The organism is Sorangium sp. So ce363, assembly GCF_051520435.1.
GTDB classification, from domain to species: domain Bacteria; phylum Myxococcota_A; class Polyangia; order Polyangiales; family Polyangiaceae; genus Sorangium; species Sorangium cellulosum_B.
The window spans coordinates 3,923,962-3,945,562 of record NZ_CP150333.1; the positions used below are offsets into that span (position 1 = coordinate 3,923,962).

Genomic DNA, 21,601 nt, shown 5'->3' on the forward strand with positions numbered 1-21,601 from the left:
GCGGGTTCAATGGTCGCCGAGCGATGCTTGACGCGATGCGAACCATGGCGAGGTGCTTCTGCAGAAGGACGCGGTCGTGAGCGCGCTGCCGCCCGACGCCGTGACGTCGCTCCCGGGCGCCGAGGCCGCCGCCGTCTCGTGGCGCACGCAGGGCCAGCGCTACATCACGATCATCGTCAAGGCGAGCTTCGCGTTCACGCCCGGCGCGGCCATGTGGCGGACGGAGCCGCAGGAGATCCTCCGCGCCGAGGTCCATCACGGCAAGAACCCCGCGCGGAGCGTGCGGTTCACCGGCGACCTCGCGCCCTACCTGGGCCGCGCGGACGTGCTCTTCACGGGCGACGCGCACGCCCCTGACGGGGCGCATGTCGAGTGCTTGCCGGTGCGGCTCGCCGTCTTTGGCGCGGGCGGCTGCGCGCTCGACAAACGCCTCCTCGTCCGCGACAAGAAGCCGTTCCAGCGGATGCCCCTCGTGTACGAGAAGGCAGCGCGTGGCGCGAACGGGTGGGAGAACCCCTTCGGCATCGACGCGAGCGACGGCGAGGCCAGGGTCCTCGATCCCCAGGACCCCGCGCGGCCCGCGGGGCTCGGCCCGATCGCGCGCGCCTGGCCCGTGCGCAAGCGGCTGCTCGGCAAGACCCGGCGCGAGACGCTCGAGGGCCCGAACGCGGAGATCCCCGCTGGCTTCGACTGGTCGTACTTCCAGGCGGCGCCCCCGGACCAGCGGACCGAGTATCTGCGCGGCGACGAGTGGATCGTGCTCGAGAATCTGCACCCGGCCGCTCGCCGGCTGGAGATGCGCCTGCCCCGAGCGCGCGGCGTGGCGCGGATCCACGGGCTCGCCGCGCCTCCTGCGACAGGGGGCGACATCATCGAGCTCAGCGCGGACACGCTCCGGATCGACGGCGCCGAGCAGCGCTGCACGGTCGTGTGGCGTCAGATCGTCCCCGTCCCCGACGGCCACGCCCTCGCGGCCGTGCGGATCGCGGCCGGCGTCGCTGTCGACGGCGAGGAGCTCGCGTGGCCCGACCTGCGCCCCGGGCGGGCCTCGGGCGCCGCGGGAGCGGCTCCGGATGCGCTCCCGATCGGCCCGCGAGGGACGGTGCACATCGAGGACGCGCCCGGCCAGGCGCGCCAGCGGGACGGGGATCCGGGGCGCACCATCCACCTCTCGGACGACGAGATCGAGCTCATCGACCTGATCCAGCGCCCGTCGCCGCTGCAGACGGTCGCGCTCTCCGACGAGCAGGGCGAGGCGGCGGTGCGCGCGCCGGCGCTTCCGTTCGCGCCCGCGCCGGGATCGGCGCGGCAGGGCCGGCCCGAGCCAGCGCGACCGCAGATCGATGCCGTCGCGAGCGCGACGCTCGCGCTGTCGAGCGAGGAGGAGGTGCGCGTCGGCGAGCGGCCCGCGATCCCGTTCTTCTTCGACCCGAGGGCGGCGCCGCGCGTCGAGCTCGGGGCGCCGATCCCCGGCGCGCCCTGGTCTGGCGCGCTCGCTTCACCGGCGCCCGGCCCGTCCATGGGGCTCGCGACCCTCGCGCTGGAGGAGGATGTTCCGCCGCCGTCCGCCGAGGTATTGCCGCCGCCCATCGAGTCTTCGTCCTACGCCGCCCCGGCCTCGGGCGTCCTCGCGCGCGAGCCCGAGCGACCCGCCGCGTCCCGCTTCTTTCACGTCCTCCGGCGCGAGGACGAATCGCCCTCCGCGTCGCTCCCGCCGCTCGGCGACGGCGAAGAGGTGAGCCTCGAGCGGTGCGCCATCGTCACGGCGGAGCTCGCCGAGAAGCCGGTCCCCCGCGCCGATGTGCTCAGGGCGCACGGCCTGTCGGAGGCGCGCTGGGCAGAGGCCGAGCGGCGGTGGAGGGACGCGATGACGGAAGAGACCAGGCGCCGCGAGCGGGCGCTCCGCGACAGGTTCGACGCCGCCTATGTCGGCGCGTGGGAAGCCATCTGTGGCCCGCTGCACGCGGCCGACTATGCCCGGCTGATCGTCGCGACCGAGCGCAGCGGGGGCGCCGCGGCGCTCGGCGACCGCGCGATCCGACGCACCGTGTGGGTGCGCATGAAGCGGCTCTGGGCCAGGCGCCTCGCCGACGATCCGCGCCTCAGGGCCCGCGTCGAGGCCGAGATCGCGAGGCTGCGCGAGGCGCCGCGCCAGCGCGCGCAGGCCGGCGCTCCCGCGGCGTACGCCGTCTGAGCCGCGTCGCGCGCCGTGCCCCTTGACCGCGGCGCCCGGGGTTCCGAACATCATCGCTGGTGCAAGCGATGGTCCATTCATGATCGACGCGTCGACGCTGGGCAAGGAGCTCGCGGGCCGGTACAGCGTGGAGGGGCTGCTCGGCGTGGGCTCGATGGGCGCCGTCTTCCGCGCGCGCCACCTCGCGCTCGCGCGGGTCGTCGCGATCAAGGTGCTCACCGGGCACACGGATCCGAACGCCGGGGAGCGGATGCTGCGCGAGGCGCGCATCTCGGCGCTCATCAAGTCGCCGCACGTGGTGAGCTGCTACGACTTCGGCTTCCTTTCGAGCCGATCGCCGTTCATGGTCATGGAGTACGTGGGCGGCCCGTCGCTGGCCGCGCGGCTCCAGGATGGACCGCTGCCGCTCGACGATCTGCGGCGCTACATGCTCCATGCGGCGCGGGGGATGGCCGCCGCGAACGAGCTCGGCGTGATGCACCGCGACCTGAAGCCGTCGAACATGCTGATCGCGCCGTCAGGGGAGCTGAAGGTCGCCGATTTCGGCCTCGCGCGCCTGACCGCCACGACGGGGCCCTCGGCGCTCCGGGAGCAGCCCCTCACCGCGATGGGCACCGTGCTGGGGACGCCATTTTACATGGCGCCGGAGCAGGCGTGGAGCCCGCAGGAGAGCGACACTCGCGCGGACATCTACAGCTATGGCGCGTCGTTCTACCACGCGGCCACGGGCCAGCGGCCGTTCGAGGAGCAGGAGCTCCTGCCGCTCCTGCTCGCGCACCGGCAGGACATCCCGGCCCGGCCGCGGGCGCTCCGTCCCGAGCTCGACGAGGACGTGCAGGCCGTCCTGGAGCGCTGCCTGGCCAAGGACCCGAAGGACCGCTTCCAGTCCTTCGACGAGATCGACACCGCCCTCGTGGGCGCCCAGAGCACCCGCTGGGGGGACCCGCACGATCTGACGCTCCGCGTGTACATGGAGCAGTACAAGCGCTTCCGGCCCGCCCTCCTGTCGGGCGGCCCTGCGGGGCCGGTCACGGCCTTCCAGTTCCACGGGGACAGGACGCTCTCGATCGTGCGCGCGAACATCGCAGGCGTGTCGGCCGACGCGCTCGTGAGCGCGGACGACGGGCAGCTCACCATGTCGGGCGGCGTGGCGCTCGCCCTGAACCACGCGAGCGGCGGCGTGTGCCACATGGAGACGCGCAAGTACGTTCCCGTGCGGCACGGCGGGGTGGTGGTCAGCTCCGCTGGCAGGTTGAACGCGCGGTTCGTGTTCCACGCGATCACGCTCGACTGGGATCACGTGGCGACCTACAGGCCGACGCGCGACCTCATCCTGCGGCTCCTGGAAGGGTGCTTTTATCACGCGGACACGATGAAGCTCCGGAACATGGCGCTGCCGCTGCTCGGGGCGGGGAGGGCGGGCTTCTCGCCCGCCGAGTGCCTCGACACGATGGTCGAGTTCCTCGTGAAGGCGATGCTCCTCGGCGGGACAGGGCTGTCGCACGTGACGATCGTGCTCCGGGAGGGCGCTGGGGTCTGAGCGAGCGCCCTCCTCGCGGGCCTCACGCGGGTACGGGGCCAGCGAGAGAATCGTCCGGGAAGCACCAGCAATAATCCACACCGGACGTCGTGGTGCAGTACCGGATCCCATGTAGCCCGTCCTCGACGACGCACGTTTGGGCCCTCACGGCGCGGCGCCGCGGGCCGCCCGTCGTCTGGCCCGCCGCGCACGGCGGCGGGCCACGGTGAGGTCAGCCGATGAGTAGTAGGCCTGGTGCGCCACGTACCGAGAAAGACCATACTTCTCCGAAACCGCCAGCGACTTCATCAGGTGCCAGCCTGAGAAGTTCGAGCAGCCGAGATAGCGAATCTTCCCCGCTCGAACGAGATCGTCGAGCGTGCCGAGCGTCTCCTCGAGCGGCGTGAGCGCGTCGAAGCCGTGAAGCTGGAAGAGATCGATATGGTCCGTCTGCAGCCGTCGCAGGGCCCCCTCGACGGACCTCACCAGGTGATACCGCGACGAGCCGACGTCGTTCGGCCCGGAGCCGCTCCGGAAGGTCGCCTTCGTGGAGATGATGACCTGATCCCGCCGGCCCTTGATAGCCTGGCCGAGGATCTCCTCCGCGAGCCCATTGGAGTAGATGTCCGCGCTGTCGAACATGTTCATCCCGGCCTCGAGCGAGATGTCGACCAGCCGGATCGCCTAGGCCACGTCGATCCCGCCGCAGCTGTCCCAGAACTCGTTCCCTCCGCCGAACGTCCCCGTCCCGAGGCTCAGCACCGGAACCTTGAACCCTGACCCGCCCAGCACTCTGAACTCCATCGATCTCCTCCGCTAACCTGGGGGTAACCCGCGCGTCCACGCGTCGTGGGAAGCGCTCGCGTCGCCCTGGATGGGCACCGGCGGCCCCAGGAAACGCGGCCCGCGGCCTGACCAGGTGTCGATGAGCGTCAGCGCCGTGGCGAGGAGCTCGCGCCGTGCGTCGCGGTCGGCGTTCGCGTAGACGCGCCGGTCGGCGGCGTAGCCCACCGCGGGGAAGCCCGCCGCGCGCGCCAGGTACAGGGCGCGCGGCAGGTGAAAGCCCTGGGTGCACACGACCGCGTCGCGCACGCCGAAGACGCGCGCGGCGCGCTGCATCGTGTCCAGCGTGCGCAGGCCCGCATGGTCCATGAACACGTCCTCGGAAGGCACGCCCCGGCTGACGAGCCACGCGCGCATGGCGTTGGGCTCGTCGTACCCGACACGCCCGTGGTCCCCGGAGACCAGGACGCGCCGCACCTTGCCGGCGCGGTACAGATCGAGGGCCGCGGCGAGCCGATCTTCGAGGGCCGCCGACGGCGTTCCGTCCGGCCACACGAGCGCGCCCGGGACGATGGCCACCTCGCCCCGCGGTACGGCGTCGAGCTCGCGGTAGATGCGCGCCGACCGGAGGACCCAGAGGCGCGCGAAGGCCAGGGCAGCGCCCCCGACGAGCAGCAGCAACACCAGGGTCACGAGCGTGCGATAGGCGAGCCGTCGAGGGGTCGACGCGCCGAGGCGAGGCCGGGCCGGGCGAGGCTTTAGGAGCACGCCCGGCTCAACGCGCCGTCCGGCGCGCGTATTCTGGCGCGCCGGAAGGACGCGGCGCGCGATCACGGGTTCATGTGTTCACGCGATCAAAGACCCACGTCGCGCCGGAACGCCCGCACGGCCTCCGCGCTCGCAGAGACGCGGAGGCGCTCCTCACGGGGCGTCTGTCCCAGAGGCCAGGACGTTGAATGCCCCTTAGACCGCCCAGTCGCCGGTTGTCGGGGCGCCTCGGGTCGACCGCACAACTTCGACTACGTACGCTCCCTCGGCGCGTCGGCGGTCGTCAACTACCGCAGCCGCAGCGCCGTCGACGAGCTCATCGACGCACTCGGCGGCAGCTCTCCAGGCCGAGTTCGAGATGCTGCCCCTCGACCTGAAGCGTCTCGAAAGCGTGCGCAGCTTCGCGAGCGCGGTCCTTGCGGCACCGGGCGACGAGGCCATCGAGGGTCTGGATGGTCAGCGCGCCGTCATTCCGCCGTCGACGCGGTAATTCACGCCGGTCAACCACTTGCCGCGATCCGATACGAGCAGCGCGACGACCTCCGCGATGTCGTCGGTGGCACCCCAGCGGCCGAGCGGCACCGACTGGAGCCAGGCCTCGGCGGGGACGCCCATCGCGTCGCCGAACGTCTTCCGGACCGCGTCCGAGCCCACGGTCGTCACCGGTCCGGGGGTCACGACGTTCACGCGGATATTGCTCGGCGCGAGGTCGACGGCGAGGACGCGCGAGTAGGCGTCGAGCGCCGCTTTCGCCGCGCTGTAGTGGGCGAAGGGGCCTGCCCCGGCCCCCATCGTCGCGGCCGTCGAGGAAATGTTCACGACCGCGGCCGCCTTCGATTCGCGGAGCGCCGGCAGCACCGCGTTGGTGAGGCGGACCGACGAGAAGAGGTTCAACGCGAAGACGTCCTGCCACTCCCCTTCCGGGATCGAGGCGGCGCCTTCCGGGAATCCGTTCGACCCACCCGCATTGTTCACGAGGATGTCGAGCCCACCGAGGGCTGCGAGCGCCCCCGACGCGATCGCGTTCACCCCTTCGCTGGTGCGGATGTCGCCGGCAACGAACGTCGCCACCGCGGGCGTCTCCTCGTTGCGCGACCGCGCGGAGACGACGACCTTGGCGCCTGCGTCGAGAAGGCGTTGCGCGATCGCCGCGCCGATGCCGCGCGAGCCTCCGGTGACGAGCGCGCGGCGACCGATGAGTTCCTTCGAGAGATCGAGCTTGCTGAACATGATGTTCCTTTCATCGAGAACGACGCGTGGATGGGCTATTCTTTCCGGAGCAGTGCTCCCTGTATTCGGAGCAGTGATCCACATATGCGGAGCGGTGCTCCTTTTGTCAAGAGAGTCCCATGCGTGCTGACGCCAAGAAGAACTACGACCACCTGCTCGCTGTCGCGCGCGCCGTCGTCAAAGAGCAGGGGGCCGACGCATCGCTGCGCGACGTCGCCCGCAGAGCCGACGTCGGCCTCGGCACGCTGTACCGTCACTTCCCGACGCGAGAGGCGTTGCTCGAGGCGCTGCTTCGCACGAGTCTCGACGACATGACGGCGCAGGCGTCCGAGCTCGAAACTTCGAGCGCGCCGGACGATGCGCTCGTGACGTGGCTACGCGATGCGGTCGCGTTCACGCGCAATTATCACGGCATCACGGCGTTGATGATCGCCGCCCTCGATGACCCGAAGTCCGCCCTCCACGCTTCGTGCGTCGCGGTGCGCGCGGCAGGCACGCGACTCCTCACCCGCGCGCAAGCTGAAGGCAAGGCGCGGAGCGACATCGACGGCACGGAGCTGTTCGCGCTGATCGCGGCGCTGGCGTGGCTCGGCGACCAACCGTCGATTGGTCGACGCGCCGATCATCTCTTCGAGATTGTCACGAGCGCGATCCTGACAGATCGAGCGAGCAGTGGTGGCCGAGCACGACGCCGACCTCGGGCTCGGAGCTGAAACCTTCGAGCGCGCGTGCGACTCGGCCGACCACGTCCCAGTTCAGCATCGCGACGCGGGCCACCGCCTCCAACTCGGCGCGGCTCGCCCCATCGCGGGCCAGAATCGACATGCCGTTCTGGACCGTCTGCACGAAACGGGCGCGTGCGTGGGCGTCGGGCGATGCTGGAAGCTCGCCGCGGCCGGCGCACTCGCCTCCGAGGGGGGCGCGAGCGGCGCGCCGTCGCGCTCCACGCTCACGGCTACCGCAGCGCCGGACCCCGGCTTCGTCGGCTTGCTCTTCGGAGGTTTCGGCGATGCCCTCGTCGCGCTCGCCGCTTCAACGATGCTTCGATGATTGAACCCACGCATGCAGCGTGACTGTGATCTTGCAATTTTCCCAGGGCGAATTGGCCGAGATGAAGAAAGCGCCCTTGACTTTCGCCTCATGGTTGTAAGACTATTCCAAACTCCCCTTGGCGGTCCGGACCTCTCTCAGCCGGGCGCCGCAGTCGGTTGCAGGATCGCTCAAGGGCCGACTCCGAGGGGGGCTACTGCCGGGATCACTTGCTTCTTGCGGCTGCGCGTCCGAGTTGCTCTTGCTTTCTGCGAGCTGGTGCCCGGCACCATCACACGGCGTATTCGTGTGTGCGCGTCTGTTCGACGAGCGTCGTGAGCACCAGGGCATGGGGTCTGCGCCGGCTCACGGGTGCATTCGTGAACACCGGGATCATGAGCGCGCTGGCCGGAAATTCTGAATCTTAACCAATGGATCGAGGGCGCGCAGGCGTCTCGATGGTTCATCAATCCATCTCGAGCAGAAGCCCGCGACTCCACCGGACCCTCCTGGAGAAACCTTCAATGCGCATCGCTCCCTTGCTTGGCTACTTCGCCGCTTCGATCGGATGCAGCCTGCTGGCGTGCAACGTCGAGCACATCGTGGACGAGGACCTCAATGTCCTGAACTCCGCGTTGAACAGCTCGGACGGCACGATGTCCGCGGAACTCGCATTTCAGTCTCAGTGGCAGGGTGGCTACTGCGCGAACGTGACGGTCAAGAACACGAGCCAGCAGAACACCACCAGCTGGCGCGTGGTGGTCGGCCTCAACGGCGCCACGGTGGCCAACCAGTGGAACGCGACCTTCGCCTCATCGAACGGGCAGCTCACCGCCTCGAACCTGAGCTGGAACGGAAATCTGCGGCCGAATGCCTCGATGACGTTCGGGTTCTGCGCGAACGGCTCCGGCAAGCCTTCGCTCGTATCGGTCGCCGGCAGCGGAGGCGCGAGCTCGTCGTCGAGCAGCAGCGCGAGCTCGTCGTCGAGCAGCAGCGCGAGCTCGTCGTCGAGCAGCAGCGCGAGCTCGTCGTCGAGCAGCAGCGCGAGCTCGTCGTCGAGCAGCAGCGCGAGCTCGTCGTCGAGCAGCAGCTCGGGCACGGGCGGCGGCGGGGCCGGCGGGGCCGGCGGGGCCGGCGGGGAGGGTGGGGCCGGCGGCGCGCCCGACACGTGCACGACATCCGAACAGCCGGTCTGCAGCAATCAAACTGGCGACCACTGCGGCTTCTACTATCAACTCTGGAAGGACCAGGGGACCGGATGCCTGACCAACACCGCGGATGGCTTCAGCCTGGAATGGAGCAACATCAATAATTTGCTGGGGCGTAAGGGGCTGAGGCCCGGGTCACGGAATCAGATCGTGACCTATGAGGCCGACTTTCAGCCAGGCGGCAATTCCTTCCTGGGTGTCTACGGGTGGACGAAGAGCCCGGCCGTGGAATACTATATCATTGATGGCTGGGGCACCTGGCGTCCCCCTGGCGGACCAGGAACCATGGGCACCGTCACGAGCGACGGAGGCGTCTATGACATCTACAAAACCCAGCGATCCGAAGTGCTTGCGATCGATGGCATCAATGCCCCTTATCAGTTCTGGAGCGTTCGTAAGCAGAAGCGGACGAGCGGAACCATCACCGTCGCCAACCACTTTGACGCATGGCAGAGGCTGGGGATGAACATGGGGAGCTTGAGCGAGGTCTCGATGCTCGTGGAAGGATATCAGAGCAGCGGAAGGGCTGATGTGAGCGTGTCCATGAGATGAGCGCTGGGGTTCGAGCGTCGTCTGCGGGCAGGAGACCAGCCGCGCTGGCTCGCTGGCATCACAAGCAGAGCATCAAGCAGGTCGCCGAGGCCGGGCAGGCTCCCGCGAACTCCGGGGAGGCGGCGAGGTCGGCTGGAACCGTCTCGCGCGACGCCGAGGTGAAGCCCAGCCCCCGGAAGTAGTCCGCCGCGGTCGTGGTCAGAAGGTAAACGGCCTCGAGCTCCTTTGCCCGTGCAGCGTCGATGCGGTTGGCGATGAGGGCCTGACCGATACCTCGCCCGTGAAGCGTCCGCACCACGGCCACGGAGCGCAGAAGGCCGGCTCGTCCGTACGTCTCGAGCCCAGCGACGCCGACGAGCTCCAGGCCGCGCCGCATGACGACGTATGCGGCGGGGAACTGGTCGAGGAGGCCGGTGGTCGGAAGCTCCGATTGGGCAAGGAGCTCCCGAACGACGTCGAGATCGCCCGCCGCAGCAGGGTCGATCTTCGCGTTGCTCATCATCCCCACCCCTCGGCTGCGATGAGCGTCTCGACGCGTGCCTTCACCTCGTCGCGGATGGCACGGACGCGCTCCAGCGGCTTTCCCTTCGGATCCTCCAGCGGCCAGTCGTCGCGGCGCAGGCCTGGGACCGCCGGACACGCTTCGCCGCAGCCCATCGTGATCAGCAGGTGCGCGTCCGCTGCGAGCGTGTCCGTGAGCTTCTGCGGCGTCGACCCGGACAGGTCGATCCCGACCTGCTGCATCACCTCGCGCACCTCAGGGTGAACGCGCGAGCCAGGCTCGGTGCCGGCGGAGATGGCGCGTGCCTTCGAGGGGTCGACCAGGGCGTTGAACCATGCCGCGGCCATTTGCGATCGGCCCGCATTGTGGATGCATGCAAAGAGGATCCGCTTCGGTGTGGTTGTCATGACGTGCGGGCCTCCTCCCGCGGCACGACGACATCGGATGCGCGCTGGGGCAGGCTTGGCACCAGCCAGCGGAAGAACACTGTCGCGGCAGCAGCGCCGGCGACCTGGGCGATGATGAAGCCCAGGGTGTCGATGGGACGGATGCCAGCGAACGTGTCGGTTGCGGCGCGGGCGAGGGTGACTGCAGGGTTAGCGAATGAAGTTGACGCGGTGAACCAATTAGCAGCAGCCCTTCCCGCGCTTGCAGCAGTCCTCCCAGAGGTAGTCTGTGAGGCCGCGAAGCGCCGCGTAATCGGCGCTGTAGAAGTGGAACGTTCCTTCACCGCGCGTCTGCAGAACGCCGGCGTCGACAAGCCGCTTCAGGTGATGGCTCAGCGTGGACGCAGGCATGTGCATGTGCGCCTGGATGTCGCCGGCGGACGCGCCATCCGCGCCGGCCTGCACCACGAAACGCAAAACTGCGAGGCGCACCGGGTGGCCAAGCGCGGCCAGCTGTTCAGCGTGACGCTCCAGGGTCGACGGCACGCACTAGTTCTACGGATCTCGTAGTACGGGCGCAAGGCCTTGCTTCCACAAAAATCGAAGAAGCCGCCAGAGGGTACCCAGCTCGCCCGCGGTTTGCAGCTTCCACCAGTCGGCGGTGCTCGTCCGTGTCCGGGCAGCTCAGTACGACCTCACCCCAGGGAGGAACCTCGATGACGCGGCCCTAGCGCGCGCTCGCGCCGTCTCCCCGCGCGGCCACGGACACCCGCAGCGCGCCGATCCCGCGCGCCTCGGCCGTGGCGCCGGCGATATCGATGACGAGCTCGTCGCCGGACACGAGCGGCCCCACGCCCTGGGGCGTCCCGGTCGCGATGACGTCGCCAGGCTCCAGGGTCATCACCCGGCTGATGTACGCGACCAGCTCGGCGACTCCCCAGATCATCTGCGCCGTCATGCCGTCCTGCCGCACCTGGGAGTTCACGACTGCCCGCACGCGGAGCGCCGCAGGATCGAGCGCCGTCTCGATCCACGGCCCCACGGGGCAGAACGTGTCGAACCCCTTGCCCCGCGTGAATTGCACGTCCTTCCGTTGCAGATCCCGCGCGGTGATGTCGCCCAGGCAGGTGTACCCGAGCACGTGGTCCAGCGCGTCCTCCGGCCGCACGGCCCGGGCGCGGCGGCCGATGATCACGCCGAGCTCCGCCTCGTGCTCGACCCGCTGGCTCTCCGGAGGGAGCACGATGGACTGGCCAGGACCGATGAGCGCCGAGGGCGGCTTGAGGAAGAGGAGCGGCTCGACCGGGACGTCGTTGCCCAGCTCCTGCGCGTGCGCGGCGTAATTGCGCCCCACACACACGATCTTCGTGGGGGCCACGGGGCAGGCGAGATCGATGTCGGTCCACGCCACGGCCTCCCCCGTGGTCTTGCCGCCGAGCCAGGGCGGAGCGTCCAGGACGAGCGCGGCTGCGCCGTCGAGGCGGGCGAAGAAGGCGGGGCGATCCTGATCGGGAGGCGCGAGGCGAGCGAAGCGCATGGCGCGAGCAAAGCGCGATCTTCGCGTCGCGGCAAGCGTTGGGGACCCGCGCACCGCGACGTACGAGCGCCGGGCGCCCGCCAGCGCGGAGCTCGTGCGTCATGGTCGTCGCGCGACGTCGGCGGCGGGCCGCCGTCACCGAGGAGGCGCCGCGACGCCCCGACGTCGCGCGACGAGGCGAGCCTCGTGATGCCCTTCCTCGAGCCACCCTTCCTCGTAACGGACGACCTCGAGCGCGTCGCCGAGGAGCGCCGGCAGCTCGCCGTCATCGAGCAGCCAGCGCGCGCTCGGGTGCGCGCGCCGCAGCAGGTTCGACCGCGTCGGGTGCACGACGACGAGGTGGCCGCCCGGGGCGAGCTCCGCCGCGCAGGCCGCGAGCCTGCGCTCGAGGAAGTAGAAGATCAGGAGGAGGTCCCACGGCCCGGCAGGGAGCGGGTCGCGCTCCACGTCGAGCGCCACCGTACGCAGCGCGAGCCCTTCTCTCGCCGCGGCGGTCCGCGCGATGCCGAGCCCGACCTCGGAGATGTCGGCCAGCGTCACGTCGAGCCCGCGCCGCGCGAGCCACAGGGCGTGACGACCCGCGCCGCCCGCCAGGTCGAGCGCGCGCCCGCGCCGGGGCAGGAGCGGATCGAGCGCCGTGAGCACGGCGGAAGGCTCCCCCGGATCGCCGCCGCCCTCGCGGTAGCGGGCGTCCCACCTCGTGCGATCGTCGTCCGACACGCTGTCCTCCTGTCCTGTTGGCCGCGCCGGGGCGAACACCGGTGAGCGCCCCTCGCTGGCGCGGAGCGTACCATCCTCCAGCGGGGCCGCTTCGGCGCGGGGCGACGGCGGCGGCCGGCGTCTTCTGGACGCGCGGCATGAGCTGGCCTAGCACGCCGGCGGTTTGCCATGCCCGAGTGCCTGACCCTGGCCCCGACCCCGGATCCCCGCCGCTTCCGCGCGCCCGACGGCGCGCTGCTCTCGCCGCCCGAAGGCTGGGTGTGCCTTCCCCCGGGCGACCCCGGGCTCACCCGCCGGGTGAAGCTCGCGGGCCCGTCCTGGATGGTCGTCGAGAAGCGCGGGAGAAAGACGTTCTCCCGGGGTCTCTGGGCGCCGGCCGCCACCATCGAGGCCGCCCGCGCTGCGCTCGAGGCCGAGCGCAGCACGCCCGCGTACGCAAAGAAGCGGGAGGCGGACGCCCGGCGGAGGGAGCGCGACCAGGAGGAGTACGTGCGCGAGTTCGAAGCGGCGGTGGCCGCGTTCCTCCGGTTCTCGCCGCGCTACGCGGCGCTCGCGCGTGCGATCGCGACCAAGGTGACGCTGCACGCCACGCCGGTCGGCAGCGGCACCGTCGCCCGCACCGAGCGGATCCCGGTCGCGCAGCGCGCCGAGTCGGCCGTGATCGCCTGGATGCGGCACCAGACCACGGCCTACGACGCGATGGTCATCCCGCGCGTGAAGGGGATGCGCCGCGAGGTGCGGCGCGAGCTCGCGCAGATCTCCCGCGCCATCCTCGATCTCCATCGCGGCGACGCGCCGCACGCGGGCGCGTCGTGCCCGCTCTGCGCGGCGCTCTGACGCGCGGGGCGGCGCGGGGCGAGCCCGTCACGCGCCGAGCAGCCCCTCGCCGACAAGCCGCGCGCGCAGCCCCGCGGCCCCGTCGAACACGTGCGCGCGCATCCCGACCGCGGCCGCCGCCTCGCAGTTCTCCGCGCGATCGTCGACGAACAGGCACTCGCCCGCGCCGACCCCGATGCGCGTCATGAGCCGATCGAAGAACTCGCGCGCCGGCTTGCGCACGCCCAGGTGATGGCTCGAATAGACCCCCTCGAACAGGACGTCGAGCGCGAACGCCTCGCGCACCTCCTCGACCCACACGGGGTAATTGCTCGCCACGAACCTGAGCGAGCGGCCCTCGAGCGACGCTACTATCTCCCGCACGCCGGGCAAGAAGCGATATCCCGCGCGGCGCACCCGGTTGAACGCGTCGAGGTCGAACGAGAACCCCTCGGCGCCTTCACGAAAGAACCGGCGAGCGAACTCGGCCTCATCGATCTCGCCGATCTCGAACGCAGGCCAGCACGTGGGGTCGCGGTGCTTTGCAATCTCGGGGGGCGCGGCGCGCGCGGCGGGCGCGGCGGACCGGATCGCCGCGGCGAGCGCCTCCCGGTACGGGTCGTAGAGGACGGTGTCCATCAGATCGAAACACACTGCGCGGACCATCAGGCGCGAACCGTAGCACCGGCGCGCGCCTGTGTGCGCATACAGGTCACACAGGCGCACAGGCGTGCGGCCACACGGGCGAGTTGCGCTGAGGGCGCGCGAGCCAGCGCGAGCCAACGCGAACCAGCGCAAACCAGCGCGAACCGACACGATGTCACGAAACTGATACGAACTTTGAGTAAGCGCATCTCGCAATGCGCTGCGCGATGGCTTATACTCGGCATGGGTGGCGAGTTCTCAGGAGCGTGGTCCGGCGATGCGCCGGCTCCTGAGGTCGCGTGTGGCGGTCTGCTTTGCTACCGGCGCGCAGCGCCGGCACTTACTTAAAAAGGAGTCAGGCCATGAGATTGCCTGCGATGGGCATTGCCTTGTTCACGGTCGCCGTGGCCAGCGCGGCGTGCGGCGGCGGTGGTGACGACGAGAGTCTCAATCAGAGCGGCTCGGGCGCCGGGAACAGCTCGGGTAATGGGAGCGGAGGCGACGACAACGGCTTCGGTTCAGGGGGGGTGACCTCGGGCAGCGGCGCCGGCTCAGGCGACCCCAGCAGCGGCGCAGGCCCTTCGACCGGGGCCGGCGAGGCGTGCGCCACGCAATCGGCCCAGGCCGGGCTCCAGCCCGTGTACCTGGCTGTCGCGTTCGACGTGTCAGGCAGCATGGGGATGAACGACAGGCCCTCGCACAGCAAGGAGCTCAAGTGGGATCCCGTCGTCGCCGCGACCAAGCAGTTCTTCAAGGATCCGGCGTCCGCGGGGCTCACCGCCTCGCTCACGTTCTTCCCCGGCGAGCGGCGGATGTGCGACGCCAGAACCTACCGCACGCCGGACGTCGAGATGACGCCGCTGCCCTCCGAGGCGTTCGGCGAGGCGATCGACGATGTCACGCCCGCGCGCGACGAAGACTGGCGCACGAGCACGCCGACGGCGTTCGTGGTCGACGGGACGGTGACTTTCATCGAGGCGCAGCGCCAGGAGAACCCCGGGAAGTACGCGCTCGTGCTCGTGACCGACGGCTACCCGCAGCGCTGCGGCGGAGACGCGGACAGCATCGAGGCCGTCGTCGAGCGCGTCGAGGGGGCGCGCCAGGACAACGTCCCGACCTACGTGATCGGGGTGGCGAACCCGCCGGAGGACGAGCCGGGGAACGTCGACAACCTGCGCGACATCGCCGTGGCGGGCGGCACGGGGAAGGCGTTCATCATCGAGACCGGCAACCCCGACGCGACCGCGACCGCGTTCAGGGCGGCGATCGACGAGATCCGCGGCGCCTCGGTGTCGTGCACGGTCGCGATCCCGGCCGCTCCCGACGGGCGGACGTTCGACAAGCAGCGGGTGCGCGTGACGTACACGAGCGGAGGGGGCCAGCCGAAGGCCGTCGCGTACGATCAGGAGTGCGCGAGCGCCGACGCCTGGCGCTACGACAATCCGTCGAACCCGACGCAGATCGAGCTCTGCGAGAGCGTGTGCGGCGCGATACAGTCCGATCCCGAGGCGTCCCTGGGCGTCGACTTCACCTGCGAGGACGTGATCGACATCCCGCAGTGATCGGCGGCGGGGGCGCTCCCTGATCCGGGCGCGCCCGCCGCTGGCGTGGCGCGTGGCGCGGGGCGCGCAGGCCCGCGTCGCGAGCGCTTCCCTCAGGGCGCGCAGGCGGCCTGTGGGCTGAAGAGCGCCGGGGCGAGGCCCCGGTAGTCTTCGTGGGGCACGCCGCCGCGGAGATCGCCGCCGAGCTTGTAATAAAAGCACCGCGAGGCGGGGATCCCGGCGGCCGTGTACGTCGCCACGTCGCTCGGCATGTTGCCGAAGCCGAAGGAGGGCACGATGCCCGTGCGCGCCTTGAGCCATCCGAGCTCGATCGTCTTGTACTCGGCCGCCGCGCCGCCGAACGCGCCGGTGACGCCGATGGTGGTGTGGAGGATGCCCGGCGGGAAGCCCTGCTCTCGCAGCCAGATCCGCGTGCTGCCCACGAGCCACTCGGGGCGCGCGGTCACATAGAAAAGGTAGATCCCGCTCTCGGCGAGGGCGCGCATCGCCTCCGCCGCGCCGGGGTGGGCGGCCGGCGGGCCGCCGCCGACGAGCTCGCTCACGACCGCCACCTCGCTCGACGTGAGCGTCCCGTCGACGTCGGTCACGGCCACCTGCGCGCCGGGCGGGAGGATCTCGATGAACAGATCCGCGCTCGTGGCGTCGCCGGCCACGGCGAGGTGGACGCGGTGCCGGCCGACCTCGAGGCGCCGGCCCGCGGCGAGGTCGATGTAGACGCGCCCGCCGGTGTCCGGGATCCCCTCCGTGGTCGGATGCGGGTGGTCGTCGTCGCTCGTCCGGAAGGTGCCGAGCCGCTCCCAGGCGCCGCTGCAGCCGCGGAGCAGGTAGGCCTCGACGTCCTCGTCCTCGAGATCGTCGTCCTGCGGCCCGTAAGCGAGCTTCGCGATGGCCCACTGGGGCCCGTCGGCGCGGGCGAAGAGGTCGCGCCCGCGGTGGCGCGGCCACCCGGCCGCGACGAGGCGCGAGCGCGTGTGTCTGAACCCGCGCGGCAGGGCAGCCGGCGGCGGCGCGTCGCAGGCCGGACGGGCCGAGCAGGCGCCTGCCCGGGGCCGCGGCGGCGCGGGAGCATCCGCCTGGCGCGGGTCACCGGCGCAGGCGACGAACGAGACGGCGGCGAGGACCAGCGGGGCGAGCGGGGCGGGGCGCAACATGTCCACGTATACCGCTACCGCGTTGGTCGTGGTCGTGAACGTGGTCGTGGTCGTGAACGTGGTCGTGGTCGTGGTCGTGAACGTGGTCGTGCGCCGGCCGACGTGAATCGTGGGAGTTGAGAGCGGCGATCTCCGAGTGACGTTCACGTTCACGATCGAGCCGTTGACGACCACGACCACGACCACGACCACGACCACGACGGTGATCGCTAGGGTTCAGGTCCAGAAGCCGGTCGGCTGCCCCAGGAGCGCGGCGCCGACCTGGCCGAACCAGCCCTCTGCGGCGGCGGCGTGCTGCGAGAAGGTGTGAATGTCCCGGAACCGCCGTTGCACGGGCGAGGCGTTCCGGGCGACTCCGCCTCCGCCCGCCTGATAGCAGGCGTCCACGGCCCGGGCGGTCACCTCCGTCACCCAGGCCAGGGCGCCCGAGATCCGCGGCGCCATCGCGAGGGCGGCGCCGGGGTTGTTCACGCACGCGTCCCAGAGCTCGTCCCCCGCGTCGCGCAGCAGGGCGCGCGCCGCGCGGACGCTCGTCTCGGCGCGGCCGAGGTTCACCTGGAACAGCGGAGAGTCCGCCAGCTGGGCGCGCGCATACAGCCGCTTCTTGCCCGAGCTCGCGAGCGTCACGACGTCGTCGAGCGCTCCCTGGGCGATCCCCACGGCCACGGCCCCCATGTGGAGCACGAAGTGCAGGACCGGCGCGGCGAAGCCCGGCCCGGCCACCGACGGCTGGCCCCGGAAGATATCGAACGTGTTCGCCTCGGGGCAGAAGGCCCCTTCCAGCGCGATGTCGTGGCTGCCCGTGCCGCGCAGGCCGAGCACGGACCAGGTGTCGATGATGCGCGCCTCGCTCGCCGGGAACAGCATGCCCCGCATCTCTGGCACCTCGAGCGCCTCGCCCGCAGGGCCCATCCGCGGGCGGCCGCCGTCCATGATCACGCAGTTCCCGAACAACCAGCTGGCGTGCTCGCAGCCGCTCGCGAAGCTCCAGCGCCCGGTGACCCGGTAGCCGCCGTCCGTCGCGTGGGCTTCCCCCTGCGCGTTGAAGCCGCCGCCGATGATCACGTCCGGCCCGCCGGCGTAGATGGCGTCGAAGCGCTCGCGCGGCAGGAGCGCGAAGAGGTTCGGGCTCTCCGAGCCGATCATCACGGTCCAGCCGGTGGCCCCGTCCGCCCGGGCGAGCGTCTCGAGGACGTCCATCCCCGTGCGCAGATCGACCTCGTGGCCGCCGTGGCTCCTCGGCACGAACATCCGGAAGCAACCCGCCGCCTTGAGCTGGCCGAGGAGATCCGCGGGGAGGCGCCGCGCCTCCTCGATCTCCGCGCTCCGTGAGGCGATCGCGGGGGCCAGGTCACGGACGGCATGCAGCACCTTCGCGGCGTCTTCGTTCTTCATCGCTCGCTCCTTGAGATCGGGGGTTGGCGGAGCCCGTGAAGGCCCGGCAAAACGGCTCATCGTACGGCGGTTCTGGCGCTCCGCGCGGACTTTCGGCCCCCCTCCGCCGGGAGGAACGTCATCGCGGGTCGGTCACGCGGCCCATGAACAGCACGGTGCCTGTCGCGACGTCGCGGATCAGGAACACGAACGGGTGATCCGCGCGGAACACCTGGGGCAGCGCCGGGGCCGACCGTGTCGTCATGACGACCCCCGTGGCCGCGGCGGCCTCGGTCCCTTCCTCGTTGACCTCCACGAACGCCTTGTGGCGGACCTGGGAGATGAAGAGCGGCTCCGCCCTCGTGATCCCGGTAAAATCGGCCTTCTTGTCGTCGAACGCGAGCGGCATGCCCAGCGCGCTCAGGGTCGCCGACAGCTCGATCTCGGCGGTCATCTTGAAGCGCGGGAGCGCCACGTCGACCCGCGCCGGATGGAGCGCCTCTACGTACGCCTTGAGCTCCCCCGCTGCCAGGCGCTGCTCCACCTTGGCCAGCCCGTCCACCTGCGCGGGCAGGACGACGACCATGGCAAGCCGGCGCTCGGGGCTCTGCGCCTCGTACGCGAGCTCCAGCACCGACGCGTCAGCGGCCTTTCCAAAGCCCGCCAGGAGCGTCTTGCGCATCATCGGCACGGCCGGCGCCGTCCCGGGCTTGACCGTGAACGGCTCGTTCTTGGTGGCCTGCTTGTCGAACGGCGTCGCCCACTTCCCCTTGAAGTAGACGGCGTTCGTGAGGACGAGCCGTGTGAGACCGGTGATGCTGCCGGCGGGCATCAGGTCCTTGATCTTCCCGTTCGTCTGTTGTTCGACCCATTGATTGATGCGCCCCCGCGCCGGCTCGCTCCCGCCCTTGAAGTCGACGAGCTCGATCCCGGCCCCGTAGTGCTGCTGGGTGGTGCTCTGGAACGCGGGCTCGATCGGCAGCCCGGCCTGGCCCCACAGCCGGTTGGCGATCCGGAGCTCGGGCCCCTTGGGCCCGGTCGCCAGCGCCAGCTCCTTGAGGAGCCCGGCGAACGCGGGGTGGAGCGCCTCGGGCGGGAGGGTGAACTCGAGCGTCTTCGCCATCTGAGCCGCCGTCTCGCCGCGGGCGCCGGCGTAGGTCATGGCCAGCGCCGTCGAGATGCTCGCCGGCGAGAAGAAGAGCTTGTCTTTCGTGGCGGCGAGCTTGCCGTAGAGGCGCTGCGCGAACGCGGCGTTCGTGTCCGCGAGCGCCGTGGCCGGCGGCGGCGGATCCGGCTGCTGTGCGTCCGGCAGGGCGGGCTCGCTCGGCCCAGGGGCCGCCGCCTCGGAGGCCGGCTTCGCGCCGGGACAGACGTGCTCCCACCGGCACGCCCCGCCCTCGGCGCGCGTGCACTGCGGGCTGCCGGTGGAGCCGTCGTCGCAGACGCGGGCGATCATCGCGAGGGGGCCGCAGTCGGCGGGCTGGCACGCGGACGCGCTCGGGGCCGGCGCGGCCGGCGGGACGCTATCCCGGGCCTGACATCCGAGCCCCAGCAACGTGCACAGCGCTGTCGTGAAGAACGAGATCGGTCTGGCCATGGCGCTGCGGTACCAGCGCCCGAGGCTGGTGGGAAGCTCGACCCGCCGCCGCGCGGCGCGCGTCGTCAGAAGTTGTGGATGAACGTGAACCGGCCGGCGAGCTTGTACTTCTCCTCGATCTGGCTCTCCTTCTGCGTCTCGTAGCCGACGTACAGGAGCAGCTTGTTTCCCGTGCCGTAGTTCAGCCCGATCACGCCGCCGACCTGCAGGCTGGCGAGGCCGCTCTCGTCGACGTCCGCACCGGCGGTCAACGGGTCGTCCTCGAGCGCGACCTCGTTGAGGTCGACCGTGGCCTCGAGGTGCGGGCCGATGCCGAAGTCGTCGATGGGGTAGTAGAGCAGGAAGTCCCGCGTGTAGACGTAGTTCTGGACGCTCTCGTTGAACATGCTGGAGAACGACCCCAGGATCCACGACTCGAAGTAAACGGGCTTCGAGTCGACGAAGGTGAACAGCTGCGGGGCGACCAGCGCCGCCGGCTGCATCGTCATGAAGTTGAACGAGAAACCCACCATCGGGTTGATGATGACAGGGCCCATCGTGAAGGCGGGGCCGATGTCGAACTCCGCGGTTCCCAGCGTGGTGAGGTAGATGTCGCTCGAGAGGCTGATGGGGCCGACCTGGTGCGTGGCGCCGGCCCAGAGCTGGAGACCGAGGCTGTCTGCGTCGAAGCGGAACCAGCTCGGGATCTGGCTCGCCTGCGGCGCCGGCGCGGCGGGCTCCGCCGCGGGCGTCGGCGCGGCCGTCGCCCCGGCCGCGGCCGCTGCGTCTGGATCAGCCGGGGGCGGCGCGGGATCCTGAGCCCAGGCGGCCGGCGACGCGAGCAACCCCACGACGCAAGCGAGCGCCGAGCAACATCTCCGCATATCGTTCTCCATCATCGAATTGCCTCCTCTGCGCAGCATGAGGTGAAAGCAACATGAAACGTGAGAGCAACATGAAACGTGAGAGCAACATGAAACATGAGAGCAACATGAAACGTAGCGGCAGTCGGTCGACACTAACGTAATGGAGAGCGGTTAGGCAAAGCCGATGTGCACGGGAAGCCCCCGAGCGGCGCGCGCGGCGGCGTGGCCTGCCCGCGCCGGCGCACCTCGCTGGCCACAGGCGTCGATCGGGCAGGGGAGCGGCTTGAGCCGTCGGCGGCGCTCGACCGGGCGAGGGTGCCGTTTGCCGAGGGCCGGGGGCGCGCAGGGGGAGAGGGCCTGCGCGTGGTTTGAGAGGAGGATCACAGGGGGATGTGCTGGATGCCCGCGGCCGCCCCGAGCGACGCCAGCGCGGCGGCCCCGACGAGGAGCAGCGTCATCTTCAGCAGCGTCCCCTCGATCTGGTCGGTGACGAGGCCGTCGACGCCCTGGGCGAGCTCGTCCCGCACCTTCAGCAGGTCGATGCCGCCTCCCTGGTTGGCCTCGTTGCGGAAGCGCGCCAGCGTCAGCGTCTCGATGGTCCCGAGCAGCTGCGCCTCGATCCTGCGCCGCAGGAACCCCCGCACGCCGCCCCCTGTCGGCGCGGCCTGCACCCTGTGGATCACGGCGAGGCGCAGGCGCTTCACCGCCTCGTTGAGCGGGACGCGCTCCACCGCCTGCGCCATCCGCCCGCCGCGGGCGCCCGCCTCGGCCTGCTCGGAGACGCCGAGCAGCCGCTCGAACACGGAGCTCACGAGCGTCCCGCCGAGGCGCTTCGCCCGCACGATCTGCAGGATGCCGGTGCCGAGCGCCCGCTTCCACGACAGCGTGAAGCCGATCACGGCGGAGAGCGCGAGCGCCGCGACGGCCGCCAGCGCCCCGCGCAGCGCCGAGCCGTCGGCCGCGATGGCATACGACGAGGCGGCGAGCACGAGGGCCAGGAACGACATGGCCGCGGCGGTCAGGAAGAAAGAGCGGAGCGCAGGTCCCAGCGCACCGGCGACACCTTGCGCGAACGGTCGAAGATCCATGACCGCTCAGCTGACCACGCCCGCCGCGCGGCGAAAATGCCGAACGTGGCGGGCGCGCGTCGATCACGTCGAGCGCGGGGAGCGGGCCCGGAGGG

General features: G+C 70.8%; 19 protein-coding genes and 3 pseudogenes. 6 read left to right on the forward strand and 16 right to left on the reverse strand.

Annotated features, from left to right (window positions below; genetic code table 11):
* Positions 1-52 precede the first annotated feature (52 nt).
* On the forward strand, positions 53-2,194 hold the full coding sequence (locus WMF12_RS15040; protein WP_437872223.1) for a DUF2169 domain-containing protein: 2,142 nt from the start codon (positions 53-55) through the stop codon (positions 2,192-2,194).
* Positions 2,195-2,273: 79 nt separating this feature from the next.
* The gene (locus WMF12_RS15045) at positions 2,274-3,734 is read left to right on the forward strand and encodes a serine/threonine-protein kinase (protein WP_437872224.1); all 1,461 of its coding nucleotides are present in this window, start codon (positions 2,274-2,276) and stop codon (positions 3,732-3,734) included.
* A gap of 219 nt (positions 3,735-3,953) precedes the next feature.
* Here WMF12_RS15045 and WMF12_RS15050 read toward each other — a convergent pair.
* From WMF12_RS15050 to WMF12_RS15060, 3 genes and pseudogenes are all read right to left on the reverse strand, one after another.
* Positions 3,954-4,517 (reverse strand): annotated as a pseudogene (locus WMF12_RS15050) (aldo/keto reductase); the annotation flags it as partial.
* 12 nt (positions 4,518-4,529) lie between these two features.
* On the reverse strand, positions 4,530-5,189 hold the full coding sequence (locus WMF12_RS15055) for a SanA/YdcF family protein (protein WP_437872225.1): 660 nt from the start codon (positions 5,187-5,189) through the stop codon (positions 4,530-4,532).
* Positions 5,190-5,720: 531 nt separating this feature from the next.
* Positions 5,721-6,494, reverse strand: a complete 774-nt coding sequence (locus tag WMF12_RS15060; RefSeq protein WP_437872226.1) for an oxidoreductase — start codon at positions 6,492-6,494, stop codon at positions 5,721-5,723.
* A gap of 119 nt (positions 6,495-6,613) precedes the next feature.
* Between WMF12_RS15060 and WMF12_RS15065 the strand changes: the two genes are divergently transcribed.
* Entirely contained in the window at positions 6,614-7,207 is a 594-nt protein-coding gene (locus WMF12_RS15065) for a TetR/AcrR family transcriptional regulator (RefSeq protein ID WP_437872229.1), read from the forward strand.
* Between the two features lie 34 nt (positions 7,208-7,241).
* On the opposite strand, the pseudogene WMF12_RS15070 reads toward WMF12_RS15065, so the two are convergent.
* Positions 7,242-7,400: pseudogene (locus WMF12_RS15070) on the reverse strand (TetR/AcrR family transcriptional regulator); the annotation flags it as partial.
* A 779-nt stretch (positions 7,401-8,179) separates the two neighbouring features.
* Between WMF12_RS15070 and WMF12_RS15075 the strand changes: the two are divergent.
* A complete protein-coding gene (locus tag WMF12_RS15075; protein WP_437873854.1) occupies positions 8,180-9,283 on the forward strand; it encodes a glycoside hydrolase family 11 protein in 1,104 nt (367 codons plus the stop codon).
* 58 nt (positions 9,284-9,341) lie between these two features.
* Here the strand turns inward: WMF12_RS15075 and arsN2 are convergent, their stop codons facing one another.
* From arsN2 to WMF12_RS15105, 6 genes and pseudogenes are all read right to left on the reverse strand, one after another.
* The gene (gene arsN2 / locus WMF12_RS15080; RefSeq protein WP_437872231.1) at positions 9,342-9,782 is read right to left on the reverse strand and encodes an arsenic resistance N-acetyltransferase ArsN2; all 441 of its coding nucleotides are present in this window, start codon (positions 9,780-9,782) and stop codon (positions 9,342-9,344) included.
* Positions 9,782-10,192, reverse strand: coding sequence for an arsenate reductase ArsC (locus tag WMF12_RS15085; protein ID WP_437872233.1), 411 nt, complete (start codon positions 10,190-10,192; stop codon positions 9,782-9,784). The genes arsN2 and WMF12_RS15085 overlap by 1 nt, the downstream gene beginning before the upstream one ends.
* A pseudogene (locus WMF12_RS15090) lies at positions 10,189-10,419 on the reverse strand (aquaporin family protein); the annotation flags it as partial. The pseudogene WMF12_RS15090 and the gene WMF12_RS15085, both read right to left, overlap by 4 nt.
* Positions 10,412-10,717: an ArsR/SmtB family transcription factor gene (locus tag WMF12_RS15095; protein ID WP_437872238.1), complete on the reverse strand. Its 306-nt coding sequence runs from the start codon at positions 10,715-10,717 to the stop codon at positions 10,412-10,414. The pseudogene WMF12_RS15090 and the gene WMF12_RS15095, both read right to left, overlap by 8 nt.
* A gap of 181 nt (positions 10,718-10,898) precedes the next feature.
* Positions 10,899-11,708, reverse strand: a complete 810-nt coding sequence (locus WMF12_RS15100) for a fumarylacetoacetate hydrolase family protein (protein WP_437872241.1) — start codon at positions 11,706-11,708, stop codon at positions 10,899-10,901.
* Positions 11,709-11,843: 135 nt separating this feature from the next.
* Positions 11,844-12,428 (reverse strand): class I SAM-dependent methyltransferase, encoded by a 585-nt coding sequence (locus WMF12_RS15105; protein WP_437872245.1) that lies wholly within the window; start codon positions 12,426-12,428, stop codon positions 11,844-11,846.
* A gap of 168 nt (positions 12,429-12,596) precedes the next feature.
* Here WMF12_RS15105 and WMF12_RS15110 point away from each other — a divergent pair, with 168 nt between their 5' ends.
* Positions 12,597-13,265 carry a DUF2293 domain-containing protein gene (locus WMF12_RS15110; protein ID WP_437746357.1) on the forward strand — a complete coding sequence of 223 codons (669 nt, stop codon included), beginning with the start codon at positions 12,597-12,599 and terminating at the stop codon, positions 13,263-13,265.
* Positions 13,266-13,292: 27 nt separating this feature from the next.
* Here the strand turns inward: WMF12_RS15110 and WMF12_RS15115 are convergent, their stop codons facing one another.
* Positions 13,293-13,910, reverse strand: coding sequence for an HAD-IA family hydrolase (locus tag WMF12_RS15115; protein WP_437872246.1), 618 nt, complete (start codon positions 13,908-13,910; stop codon positions 13,293-13,295).
* 341 nt (positions 13,911-14,251) lie between these two features.
* Here WMF12_RS15115 and WMF12_RS15120 point away from each other — a divergent pair, with 341 nt between their 5' ends.
* Positions 14,252-15,451 carry a vWA domain-containing protein gene (locus tag WMF12_RS15120; RefSeq protein ID WP_437872250.1) on the forward strand — a complete coding sequence of 400 codons (1,200 nt, stop codon included), beginning with the start codon at positions 14,252-14,254 and terminating at the stop codon, positions 15,449-15,451.
* Between the two features lie 92 nt (positions 15,452-15,543).
* Here the strand turns inward: WMF12_RS15120 and WMF12_RS15125 are convergent, their stop codons facing one another.
* The 5 genes from WMF12_RS15125 to WMF12_RS15145 form a co-directional block, all read right to left on the reverse strand.
* Positions 15,544-16,800, reverse strand: coding sequence for an LNS2 domain-containing protein (locus WMF12_RS15125; RefSeq protein WP_437872256.1), 1,257 nt, complete (start codon positions 16,798-16,800; stop codon positions 15,544-15,546).
* Between the two features lie 18 nt (positions 16,801-16,818).
* Positions 16,819-17,997 (reverse strand): acyl-CoA dehydrogenase family protein, encoded by a 1,179-nt coding sequence (locus WMF12_RS15130; RefSeq protein ID WP_437872257.1) that lies wholly within the window; start codon positions 17,995-17,997, stop codon positions 16,819-16,821.
* Positions 17,998-18,115: 118 nt separating this feature from the next.
* A complete protein-coding gene (locus WMF12_RS15135) occupies positions 18,116-19,573 on the reverse strand; it encodes a serpin family protein (protein WP_437872258.1) in 1,458 nt (485 codons plus the stop codon).
* 65 nt (positions 19,574-19,638) lie between these two features.
* A complete protein-coding gene (locus WMF12_RS15140) occupies positions 19,639-20,451 on the reverse strand; it encodes a hypothetical protein (RefSeq protein ID WP_437872259.1) in 813 nt (270 codons plus the stop codon).
* 347 nt (positions 20,452-20,798) lie between these two features.
* Positions 20,799-21,506, reverse strand: coding sequence for a hypothetical protein (locus WMF12_RS15145; protein WP_437872260.1), 708 nt, complete (start codon positions 21,504-21,506; stop codon positions 20,799-20,801).
* Between the last annotated feature and the right edge of the window lie 95 nt (positions 21,507-21,601).

What these genes read in the sequence shown, in the direction of transcription:
- WMF12_RS15140 (WP_437872259.1), bottom strand. Translation starts at nt 20,451, where the DNA reads ATGATGGAGAACGATATGCGGAGATGTTGCTCGGCGCTCGCTTGCGTC.
- WMF12_RS15145 (WP_437872260.1), bottom strand. Translation starts at nt 21,506, where the DNA reads ATGGATCTTCGACCGTTCGCGCAAGGTGTCGCCGGTGCGCTGGGACCT.
- WMF12_RS15065 (WP_437872229.1), top strand. Translation starts at nt 6,614, where the DNA reads ATGCGTGCTGACGCCAAGAAGAACTACGACCACCTGCTCGCTGTCGCG.
- WMF12_RS15075 (WP_437873854.1), top strand. Translation starts at nt 8,180, where the DNA reads ATGTCCGCGGAACTCGCATTTCAGTCTCAGTGGCAGGGTGGCTACTGC.
- WMF12_RS15085 (WP_437872233.1), bottom strand. Translation starts at nt 10,192, where the DNA reads ATGACAACCACACCGAAGCGGATCCTCTTTGCATGCATCCACAATGCG.
- arsN2 (WP_437872231.1), bottom strand. Translation starts at nt 9,782, where the DNA reads ATGAGCAACGCGAAGATCGACCCTGCTGCGGCGGGCGATCTCGACGTC.
- WMF12_RS15060 (WP_437872226.1), bottom strand. Translation starts at nt 6,494, where the DNA reads ATGTTCAGCAAGCTCGATCTCTCGAAGGAACTCATCGGTCGCCGCGCG.
- WMF12_RS15110 (WP_437746357.1), top strand. Translation starts at nt 12,597, where the DNA reads ATGCCCGAGTGCCTGACCCTGGCCCCGACCCCGGATCCCCGCCGCTTC.
- WMF12_RS15135 (WP_437872258.1), bottom strand. Translation starts at nt 19,573, where the DNA reads ATGGCCAGACCGATCTCGTTCTTCACGACAGCGCTGTGCACGTTGCTG.
- WMF12_RS15115 (WP_437872246.1), bottom strand. Translation starts at nt 13,910, where the DNA reads ATGGTCCGCGCAGTGTGTTTCGATCTGATGGACACCGTCCTCTACGAC.
- WMF12_RS15045 (WP_437872224.1), top strand. Translation starts at nt 2,274, where the DNA reads ATGATCGACGCGTCGACGCTGGGCAAGGAGCTCGCGGGCCGGTACAGC.
- WMF12_RS15100 (WP_437872241.1), bottom strand. Translation starts at nt 11,708, where the DNA reads ATGCGCTTCGCTCGCCTCGCGCCTCCCGATCAGGATCGCCCCGCCTTC.
- WMF12_RS15120 (WP_437872250.1), top strand. Translation starts at nt 14,252, where the DNA reads ATGAGATTGCCTGCGATGGGCATTGCCTTGTTCACGGTCGCCGTGGCC.
- WMF12_RS15130 (WP_437872257.1), bottom strand. Translation starts at nt 17,997, where the DNA reads ATGAAGAACGAAGACGCCGCGAAGGTGCTGCATGCCGTCCGTGACCTG.